Source organism: Stenotrophomonas sp. Ste96, assembly GCF_024519495.1.
GTDB lineage: Bacteria > Pseudomonadota > Gammaproteobacteria > Xanthomonadales > Xanthomonadaceae > Stenotrophomonas > Stenotrophomonas bentonitica_A.
This window is the reverse complement of record NZ_JALJRX010000003.1, coordinates 519,497-528,723: the sequence shown is the minus strand read 5'-3', so window position 1 is coordinate 528,723 and position 9,227 is coordinate 519,497. Positions and strand designations below refer to the sequence as shown.

Below are 9,227 nucleotides of genomic sequence, written 5' to 3'. Positions count from 1 at the left end.
AAAACTGGCGGAGCGGACGGGACTTGAACCCGCGACCTCCGGCGTGACAGGCCAGCATTCTAACCAGCTGAACTACCGCTCCACATTTCAAAACTTTTACTGGCAGTGCCTGGTGGGTGCTGAGGGTTTCGAACCCCCGACCCTCTCCGTGTAAAGGAGACGCTCTACCGCTGAGCTAAGCACCCCAGCAAGCCGCTTAGTTTACGGCATCCTTCAGGGCTTTGCCAGCCTTGAACGACGGATTCTTCGACGCAGCGATCTTGATGGTGTCGCCGGTCTTCGGGTTGCGGCCGGTACGGGCAGCGCGGTCGCGGACCTGGAACGTGCCGAAGCCCACCAGCGTCACCGCGTCACCGCCCTTCAGGGCCTTGGTGACGGAAGCGATGACGGCATCAACGGCGCGGCTGGACTCGGCCTTGGTCAGGTCGGCGGCTTCAGCAACGGCGTCGATCAATTCGGTCTTGTTCATTCTCTACAGCTCCTTTGGCGGGGATTCCGCGGATTCAACATTGAGACACCCGATGACGATACGCCGTCGGATGCCAGTGAAGTTCTCTGTTCGCCGAATTCAGATTTACGCTGACTCGCGAGTGGTGCTTTTATACCAGTGCCCCCCTACCCGCGCAAGTTGAAAAGCCAATAACGACGCGGGTTTCGGGCATTTCCACAGGGCGCGTCAGTGCTTGACGCGCGCTGTGGAAGCTGTCTTGGACTTGCCGCGTACCGTGACACGTTGCCCATCTTTCTTGGGCTTCGGTGCGGTCAGCGGGGCCTCCAGGGCCAGGTCGAGCACTTCCTCGATCCACTTCACCGGCACGATCTTCAGATCGCGGGTGACATTGGCGGGGATATCGGCCAGATCCTTGCGGTTCTCCTCGGGAATGATGACCGTGGTGATGCCGCCGCGCAGCGCCGCCAACAGCTTCTCCTTGAGGCCGCCGATAGCGGTGACGCGACCACGCAGGGTGATCTCGCCGGTCATCGCCACTTCGGCCCGGATCGGCACCTTGGTCAGCGTGGACACCAGCGAGGTGACCATGGCGATACCCGCACTCGGGCCATCCTTGGGGGTGGCGCCATCGGGCACGTGGACGTGCACGTCGTGCTTCTGCAGGAACTCGTTGTCGATGCCCAGCCGCTCGGCACGCGAGCGCACCACCGACAGGGCCGCCGAGGCGGATTCCTTCATCACGTTGCCCAGCTGGCCGGTGAGGATCAGCTGGCCCTTGCCCGGCACCAGGGTGGATTCGATCTGCAGCAGATCGCCGCCCACTTCGGTCCAGGCCAGGCCGGTGACCAGGCCCACTTCGTTCTGCTCTTCGGCACGCCCGAAATCGACGCGGCGAACCCCCAGGTACTTGTCCAGGTTCTTGCCGTTGACCACCACCAGCGCCTTCTTCTTCGCGCTGGGCTTCTTGCCGGCCTTGGCCGGCTTGGCCGCCTTGGTGGGCGCTACCGGACCGGCAAGCGCGATTTCCTTGACCACCTTGCGGCAGATCTTGGCCACTTCGCGCTCGAGGTTGCGCACGCCGGATTCGCGCGTGTAGTAACGCACGATGTCCTGGATCGCATCGGCCTCGATCTCCAGCTCTTCCGGCTTCAGGCCGTTGGCCTTGATCTGCTTGGGCACCAGGTAGCGCATGGCGATGTTGAGCTTCTCATCCTCGGTGTAGCCGGGGATGCGGATCACTTCCATGCGGTCCAGCAGTGGGCCGGGAATGTTGAGCGAGTTGGACGTCGCCACGAACATCACTTCGGACAGGTCCAGGTCCACTTCCAGGTAGTGATCGTTGAAGGCGTTGTTCTGCTCCGGGTCGAGCACTTCCAGCAGCGCCGAGGACGGATCGCCACGGAAGTCCATCGACATCTTGTCGATCTCATCGAGCACGAACAGCGCGTTCTTGCTGCCCACCTTGTTGAGGTTCTGCACAATGCGGCCCGGCATCGAGCCGACGTAGGTGCGGCGATGGCCACGGATCTCGGCCTCGTCGCGCACGCCACCCAGGCTCATGCGCACGAACTTGCGGTTGGTCGCCTTGGCGATGGACTGGCCCAGCGAGGTCTTGCCCACGCCGGGCGGGCCGACCAGGCACAGGATCGGGCCCTTCATCTGCTTCACGCGCGACTGCACCGCCAGGTATTCCAGGATGCGGTCCTTGACCTTGTCCAGCCCGAAGTGATCGGCGTCCAGCGTGTCCTGCGCGGCCTTGAGATCCTTGCGGACCTTGGTGCGCTTCTTCCACGGCACGCCCAGCAGCCACTCCAGGTAATTGCGCACGACCGCCGCTTCGGCGGACATCGGCGACATCTGCTTGAGCTTGTTGAGCTCGGCCTTGGCCTTGGTCTCCACCGGCTTGGGCATGCCCGCCTCGGCGATCTTGCGCGCCAGCTCGTCCATCTCGCCGGGCGCGTCATCCAGGTCACCCAGTTCTTTCTGGATGGCCTTCATCTGCTCGTTGAGGTAGTACTCGCGCTGGCTCTTTTCCATCTGCGACTTCACCCGGCCGCGGATGCGCTTTTCCATCTGCTGCACGTCGATCTCGCCATCGACCAGGCCGACCAGCATTTCCAGGCGGTCGCCGATCTGCAGCGTTTCCAGCAGGCGCTGCTTGTCGGCCAGCCGCACGCTGATATGCGCGGCGATGGTATCGGCCAGGCGCGCCGGCTCGTCGATGCCGGCCAGGGTCTGCAGCAGCTCCGGCGGCAGCTTGCGATTGGTTTTGACGTACTGCTCGAACAGCGACATCAGCGAGCGGGCGATCGCCTCGATCTCGCGCGGCTCGCGCGATTCGTCCGATTCGATTTCCATGCCCACGCCGTGCAGCGAGCCATCACGCTCGGTCACGTCGGTGACGTTGACGCGCGACAGGCCTTCGACCAGCACCTTGATGGTGCCGTCGGGCAGCTTCAGCAGCTGCAGGACCTGGGCGAGCGTGCCGACCTGGTACAGATCGGCGGCGGACGGATCATCCGTCTCGGCGGACTTCTGCGCGAGCAGCAGGATGCGCTTGTCCGCTTCCATCGCCTGCTCCAGCGCATGCATGGACTTGTCACGGCCGACGAACAGCGGAATGACCATGTGCGGGAACACCACCACGTCACGCAGCGGCAGTACCGGCAGGTCGAGAGTCTCAGTTGGGGAACGGGCCATGTGGGCTCCAGTGGAACAGTGGGGATGGCCTCCGGGCGCCTCGCCCGGATACAAAAAAAGCCGATGGCCTCGTTATGGGGCCATCAGCTTCTAGATGCAAGCTGTTCTGAAAAATTTCTTTCAATTCAATTACTTGAACTGATTATTCAGCGCCAGCCGCCTTCTGTTCAGGCGCCGGTGGCGTCTGGTAGATCAGGTACGGTTCGGACTTGTGTTCGATCACCGATTCGTCCACCACCACCTTGCTGACATTCTCTGCCGAGGGCAGGTCATACATGGTGTCCAGGAGGACCGATTCGACGATCGTACGCAGGCCACGGGCACCGGTCTTGCGCTTGAGCGCCTTGCGGGCAATGGCGGCCAGCGCGTCCGGACGGAACTCCAGCTCGACGTGCTCCATCTCGAACAGCTTCTTGAACTGCTTGGTGATGGCGTTCTTCGGCTCGGTGAGGATGCGCACCAGGGCGGCCTCGTCCAGCTCTTCCAGGGTCGCCACGACCGGCAGGCGGCCGACGAACTCCGGAATCAGGCCGAACTTGATCAGATCTTCCGGCTCGACTTCGGCCAGGATCTTGCCCACTTCCTGCTTGCGCTCGGAACTCTTCACCTTGGCACCGAACCCGATGCCGCCCGAATCGTTGGAACGCTGCTGGATCACCTTGTCCAGGCCGGCAAACGCACCGCCACAGATGAACAGGATGTTCTTGGTGTCCACCTGCAGGAATTCCTGCTGCGGATGCTTGCGACCGCCCTGCGGCGGCACGCTGGCCACGGTGCCTTCGATCAGCTTCAGCAGGGCCTGCTGGACGCCTTCGCCGGACACATCGCGGGTGATCGACGGGTTCTCGCTCTTGCGCGAGATCTTGTCGATTTCATCGATGTAGACGATGCCCTGCTGTGCCTTCTCGACGTCGTAGTCGCACTTCTGCAGCAGCTTCTGGATGATGTTCTCCACGTCCTCGCCCACGTAACCGGCTTCGGTCAGCGTGGTGGCGTCGGCCATGGTGAACGGCACGTTGAGCAGGCGGGCCAGGGTTTCGGCCAGCAGCGTCTTGCCCGAACCGGTCGGACCGACCAGCAGGATGTTCGACTTCGCCAGTTCGACCTCGTCGTTCTTCTGGCGGCTCTCGATGCGCTTGTAGTGGTTGTATACGGCCACGGCCAGGGTCCGCTTGGCGCGGTTCTGCCCGATCACGTACTGGTCCAGGACCTCGAGGATCTCGCGCGGCTTGGGCAGCGAACTGCGGGCCGACTGCGCCTTCTCCTCCAGCTCCTCACGGATGATGTCGTTGCACAGCTCGACGCATTCATCGCAGATGAACACGCTCGGACCCGCAATCAGCTTGCGCACCTCATGCTGGCTCTTTCCGCAGAAAGAGCAGTAGAGGATCTTGCCGGTGTCCGTGGAACGACCTTGGCGGTCTTCGCTCATGCTTCGCTTACCCAGTTACCCCACCCGACTGAACGGGGGTTCGATTCGAGAATAGCACAGGGTCAGGAGGACGCCAGTCCCGCCCGACCCGGTGGAAACAGGCCGGTTTCCCGGCCTGGTACAACGTTATGCCGGCTGGATCGACTCTTCCGGACGACGCTCCAGGACCTGGTCGACCAGGCCGTAGGCCACCGCATCGGCCGCGCTCTTGAAGTTGTCACGCTCGGTATCCCGGGCGATGGTCTCCAGCGACTGGCCGGTGTGCTTGGCCAGCACTTCGTTCAGGCGCGAACGCAGGGTCAGGATTTCACGGGCATGGATGTCGATGTCCGTGGCCTGGCCCTGGAAGCCGCCCAGCGGCTGGTGGATCATCACGCGCGAATTCGGCAGCGCGTAACGCTTGCCGGCCGCGCCGGACGCCAGCAGCAGGGCGCCCATGGAGGCCGCCTGGCCGACGCAGATGGTGCTCACGTCCGGCTTGATGTACTGCATGGTGTCGTAGATCGCCATGCCGGCGGTGACTACGCCACCGGGCGAGTTGATGTAGATGCTGATGTCCTTTTCCGGGTTGTCCGCTTCCAGGAACAGCAGCTGCGCCACCACCACGTTGGCCATGTGATCGTCGATCGGGCCCACGAGGAAGATCAGGCGCTCCTTCAACAGGCGCGAATAGATGTCATAGGCGCGCTCGCCGCGGCTGGTCTGTTCGACCACCATCGGAACCATGTTCAGGGCTGTGGTTCGGTTGTCCATTAGTGAGGCACCTATTTTGGGGGGAACGACCCCGCGCCAGGGCGCGGGGCGTAAAACACGACCGCTTACTGGCGGATCGCGTCCTGGAACGACAGCTTCTCTTCGGTGTGCTGGGCGCGCTCGGCGATCCAGTCGATCACCTGCTCTTCCATCACACGATTCTGCAGCCCACTCATCAGCTGGGGGTCGTTGCGGTACATCTCAATGACCTGCTCCGGCTCTTCGTAGGTCGAGGCGATCAGGCGCATGGTTTCATTCAGGCGCTTGGGATCCAGGCGCAGGTCGTTCTTGCGGGCCACTTCACCGACCAGCAGGCCGACCAGCACGCGCTTGGCGGCGGCGTCCTTGAAGCCTTCGTGGGCGTCGGCCGGGACGTCACCCGGGTTGCGGCCACTGCGGCGGATCTGCTCGAGCTGCTGGTCCAGCATGGCGCGGGCTTCGTTCTCGACCAGGCGCGGCGGCATTTCCACCGAGGCGTAGGCGGCGATCAGCTGCTCACCGACTTCGCGGCGCAGGCGGTTCATCAGGGCGCCCTTGAGCTCGCGCTCCAGGTTGGCGCGGATGTCCTTGCGGAACTGCTCCACGTCGCCGCCCTTCACACCGAAGCTCTTGATGAACTCGGCATCCACCTCCGGCAGCACCGGCGCGGACACGTCCACCGCCTTGACGGTGACCTTGACCTGCTTGCCGGCCAGTGCCGGGACGCGCCAATCGGCCGGGAACTCGACATCCAGGGTCTTTTCTTCACCGGCGGTCAGACCGACCAGGCCCTGCTCGATCTGCTCGAACATCATGCCCTGGCCCACGATCACGCTGCCCTTTTCGGTGCCTTCGGCCGGCAGGCGCTCATCGCCGGCCTGCGACCAGGTTTCCAGCGCGACCAGATCGCCGTCCTGGGCGCCACGGGTGACCGGGCTCCAGCTGCGGCGCTGTTCGCGCAGGTTGGTGATCATCTGGTCGATGTCGGCGTCGTTGATTTCAGCGGTGTGGCGGACCACGGTCAGCTTGCTGACATCCACGTCGCCGAAGTCCGGCACCAGCTCGACGGTGGCCACGAAGGACAGCTCACCCTCGCCCTTGTCGATGCGCGGGGTGCCGGCGATGCGCAGCTCATGCTCGCGCAGGGCGGCATCGAAGGTCTCACGCAGCAGGCCATCGACGGCTTCGCTGCGGACCTGCTGGCCGAAACGCTGCTCGATCACCTTGGCCGGCACCTTGCCCGGGCGGAAGCCCTTGATGCGCGTGGTACGGGCGATTTCGCCCAGACGGCCGCTGATATGCGTCTGCAGGCGGTCTTCCGGCAGCGAGAAGGTCAGGCGGCGTTCCAGATTGCCAGTGGATTCGATCGAAGCTTGCATGTTGACTCCTGCCACCGGCGGCATGGGCCCCGGCACGATGTGATGGATGAAACGGGTTTTGGACGCGGGGTCGTGGACGCGCATGCCCGCCGCAGCCCTGTAGTTTCGCCGATAAACGCCAGCGCCGCCAGCGCGGGCCGAGAACGTCCGGGGGCCGCCAAGGGCCCAGCATGTGGCCGTCTCCCCGATCCGGGACGTGCCCATGGTCATGGTGCCGGCGAAAACGCCCTGCACTGGTGCGAAAGGGGGGACTCGAACCCCCACGCCTTGCGGCACTGGAACCTAAATCCAGGGCGTCTACCAATTCCGCCACTTTCGCGAGCCTGAAAGCCCAGGCGCACATTGTTGCAGGCGGGGCCGGAAAGCGGAAGGTCGTCATGTCGCTTAACGGGGTGAAGCGCGTGCCCCACCCCGCGGATCGGCGGCTATCGCTTTCGCCAGCGCCTCGCGTTCCTCGCGCTGGGGCGCGCCCTGCATGGAGGCACGGGCCAGTGGCTTGGCCGTTTGGAAACCGCCAGGGGGAACAGTGTTGCGGATTACGGTCGTGGCATAACCGGCCAGGACCGGGTCGAACGATGCGTGGGCGGGCGTTTCGGCAGCCGTGGCGGCCGTGGCCGCGCAGGCGGTCAACGCCACGGCGGCAAGGATCCTGAGAGTCATGATGGGAGTACCTCGATGGGCGCCTAAGCGCGGTCCGTCGAGTGGAACCTGATTGCCGGTTGCGATCCGTGCGCTGTCGCGCAGCTTGGAAACGATGCGTGTCGCGTTCGACCCCGGTTTCAGGAGGCTTTCAGATATGCAGGCCCGGAAAAGAAAAAAGCCGCCTGGCGGACCAGGCGGCTTCTGTCTTGGTGGGCTGTCAAGGATTCGAACCTTGGACCTATTGATTAAGAGTCAACTGCTCTACCAACTGAGCTAACAGCCCGAAAATCGGGAGGCGAATTATGCAGGGTTTCCTGCGCGCGACGCAAGCGTTTTATTTGAAAGGATGGCCAATGGCGGCAGTGGACCGCCAATGCGCTACCGGTTCAACGTGTCGCGAACAAGAAAAAAGCCACCGGGCGGACCCGATGGCTTCTGTCTTGGTGGGCTGTCAAGGATTCGAACCTTGGACCTATTGATTAAGAGTCAACTGCTCTACCAACTGAGCTAACAGCCCTGAAAAACTCAGGCGCACATTGTAGCGTGTGTGCTGCCTTTTGCAACCCTGGTTCACTTTCGATGAACCAGTTTGAATCAGTGGGGTGGCTGAGGGGACTCGAACCCCCGACCACCGGAATCACAATCCGGAACTCTAACCAACTGAGCTACAGCCACCACTGAAAACTTTGCTTCCTACCGCTTGCACCGAATGGCGCGCCCGACAGGAATCGAACCTGTAACCGCCGGCTTAGAAGGCCGGTGCTCTATCCAGTTGAGCTACGGGCGCTCGATCCGGATTGTCGCATTCCAATCCCGGTTTGAGCAGCGGGCTTGGTCGGGGTAGAGGGATTCGAACCCCCGACATCCTGCTCCCAAAGCAGGCGCGCTACCAGACTGCGCTATACCCCGGCGGTTTGTTTCCCTCCGGGGTTCCCCCCGAAAGAGCCGCCTATTGTGGGAATCGGCGTGGCATCTGTCAACGGTTTTCACACATCAATTCACCTGTCGCCATTGGCGAGGGTCGCTTCGGCTATGCTCGGGTCAGTGGCCGGATGGCCAGCCCCCTACCCCATCAAGGAGATTGGCAATGCGCAGCGGCAATCCCGCACTTTCCGAGTCGACCTTCCTCGACCTGGCCAGCGGCTCGGTCGTGGCCCGCCCCGACCAGGCGATGACCATCAACGGCACCGTCAACAAGACCGGCATCCTGTTGCTGCTCACCGTGCTGACGGCCGCGTTCGCGTGGAGCCAATCGGTCGATGCCTATGGGCAGGTGTCCTCCAGCGCGATGATGTACACCATCGGCGGCGCGGTGGGCGGGCTGATCCTGGCACTCGTCACCGTGTTCAAGAAGGAATGGTCGCCCGTCACTGCGCCGATGTATGCCCTGGTGGAAGGCTTCTTCCTCGGTGCGATCTCGGCCGTGTTCAACATGAAGTTCCCAGGCATCGTGTTCCAGGCGGTGCTGCTGACCTTCGGCACCCTGTTCGCGCTGCTGATGCTGTACCGCAGTGGCGTGATCAAGGTCACCGAGAAGTTCAAGATGGGCGTCTTCGCCGCCACCGGTGGCATCGCGCTGGTGTACCTGGCCTCCTTCGTGCTGAGCTTCTTCAACATCAACGTGCCGGTGATCCACGATGCCAGCCTGCTGGGCATCGCCTTCAGCCTGTTCGTGGTGGCGGTGGCCGCGCTGAACCTGGTGCTGGATTTCGACTTCATCGAAACCGGTGCCGCCGCACACGCCCCGAAGTACATGGAGTGGTACGGCGCGTTCGGCCTGATGGTCACGCTGGTGTGGTTGTACGTGGAATTCCTGCGCCTGCTCTCCAAGATCCAGCAGCGCTGAGCCACTGGCCAGGCAAGCATCAGGGGCGCCTTCGGGCGCCCTTTT

At 63.1% G+C, this 9,227-nt stretch carries 6 protein-coding genes and 8 tRNA genes; 1 reads left to right on the top strand and 13 read right to left on the bottom strand.

The window, feature by feature from the left end; translation table 11 throughout:
* Positions 1–5: 5 nt before the first annotated feature.
* From OC373_RS11800 to OC373_RS11740, 13 genes are all read right to left on the bottom strand, one after another.
* Positions 6–82: transfer RNA gene (locus OC373_RS11800), tRNA-Asp, on the bottom strand.
* Between the two features lie 28 nt (positions 83–110).
* Positions 111–185 (bottom strand) — tRNA-Val (locus OC373_RS11795).
* Positions 186–196: 11 nt separating this feature from the next.
* Positions 197–469, bottom strand: a complete 273-nt coding sequence (locus OC373_RS11790) for an HU family DNA-binding protein (RefSeq protein WP_019185801.1) — start codon at positions 467–469, stop codon at positions 197–199.
* A 207-nt stretch (positions 470–676) separates the two neighbouring features.
* Positions 677–3,151 (bottom strand): endopeptidase La, encoded by a 2,475-nt coding sequence (lon, locus tag OC373_RS11785; protein ID WP_261997733.1) that lies wholly within the window; start codon positions 3,149–3,151, stop codon positions 677–679.
* A gap of 142 nt (positions 3,152–3,293) precedes the next feature.
* Positions 3,294–4,583 (bottom strand): ATP-dependent Clp protease ATP-binding subunit ClpX, encoded by a 1,290-nt coding sequence (gene clpX / locus OC373_RS11780; RefSeq protein WP_019185803.1) that lies wholly within the window; start codon positions 4,581–4,583, stop codon positions 3,294–3,296.
* A gap of 126 nt (positions 4,584–4,709) precedes the next feature.
* Positions 4,710–5,336 carry an ATP-dependent Clp endopeptidase proteolytic subunit ClpP gene (gene clpP / locus OC373_RS11775; RefSeq protein ID WP_019185804.1) on the bottom strand — a complete coding sequence of 209 codons (627 nt, stop codon included), beginning with the start codon at positions 5,334–5,336 and terminating at the stop codon, positions 4,710–4,712.
* A gap of 65 nt (positions 5,337–5,401) precedes the next feature.
* Positions 5,402–6,694 carry a trigger factor gene (gene tig / locus OC373_RS11770; protein ID WP_019185805.1) on the bottom strand — a complete coding sequence of 431 codons (1,293 nt, stop codon included), beginning with the start codon at positions 6,692–6,694 and terminating at the stop codon, positions 5,402–5,404.
* A gap of 234 nt (positions 6,695–6,928) precedes the next feature.
* Positions 6,929–7,013: transfer RNA gene (locus OC373_RS11765), tRNA-Leu, on the bottom strand.
* A 530-nt stretch (positions 7,014–7,543) separates the two neighbouring features.
* Positions 7,544–7,619, bottom strand: a tRNA-Lys gene (locus OC373_RS11760).
* A 158-nt stretch (positions 7,620–7,777) separates the two neighbouring features.
* Positions 7,778–7,853, bottom strand: a tRNA-Lys gene (locus OC373_RS11755).
* Positions 7,854–7,934: 81 nt separating this feature from the next.
* Positions 7,935–8,011 (bottom strand) — tRNA-His (locus tag OC373_RS11750).
* Positions 8,012–8,046: 35 nt separating this feature from the next.
* A tRNA-Arg gene (locus OC373_RS11745) sits at positions 8,047–8,123 on the bottom strand.
* A 45-nt stretch (positions 8,124–8,168) separates the two neighbouring features.
* Positions 8,169–8,245 (bottom strand) — tRNA-Pro (locus OC373_RS11740).
* Positions 8,246–8,423: 178 nt separating this feature from the next.
* Between OC373_RS11740 and OC373_RS11735 the strand changes: the two genes are divergently transcribed.
* Positions 8,424–9,182: a Bax inhibitor-1/YccA family protein gene (locus OC373_RS11735; protein ID WP_070426714.1), complete on the top strand. Its 759-nt coding sequence runs from the start codon at positions 8,424–8,426 to the stop codon at positions 9,180–9,182.
* Positions 9,183–9,227: the final 45 nt, after the last annotated feature.